Below are 318 nucleotides of genomic sequence, written 5' to 3'. Positions count from 1 at the left end.
AATTTCGCGTAACAAACGTTATGTTTATTGTGGGACGTTCTCTGCCGCACGGGAAACGGCAATCAGTGTTCCGCCAATGGTAATTCTGGAAATGCCAGGGCAATCGTGCAGTTTGAAAACCACCTTCTTTGTAGTCACCATCGGTAAGGTGGCTCCAGGAGATTCGAGTATTTCCAGACGAAGTTGAAGTGTGTCACCGATAAGAGGCTGCAGGGCCACCATCAAGATCGGCGTGGCCGAGAGATTGCCAACGCTGACTTCACCTTTGATGGTGATGAACCCGTTAGAGGTATTGACCTGCCAGTGGCCCCTGGCTTC

1 protein-coding gene is annotated in these 318 nt (G+C 50.9%); it reads right to left on the bottom strand.

Annotated elements, in window-relative coordinates:
* Positions 1-24 precede the first annotated feature (24 nt).
* Positions 25-318, bottom strand: a 294-nt coding sequence (locus AC0L3B_RS38990; protein WP_473383015.1) for a hypothetical protein, incomplete at its 5' end; no start/stop codon positions are given.

Source organism: Bradyrhizobium sp. Kon56 (assembly GCF_055807635.1).
The sequence above is the reverse complement of the archived record's forward strand: the minus strand, read 5'-3'. Positions and strand labels throughout refer to the sequence as shown.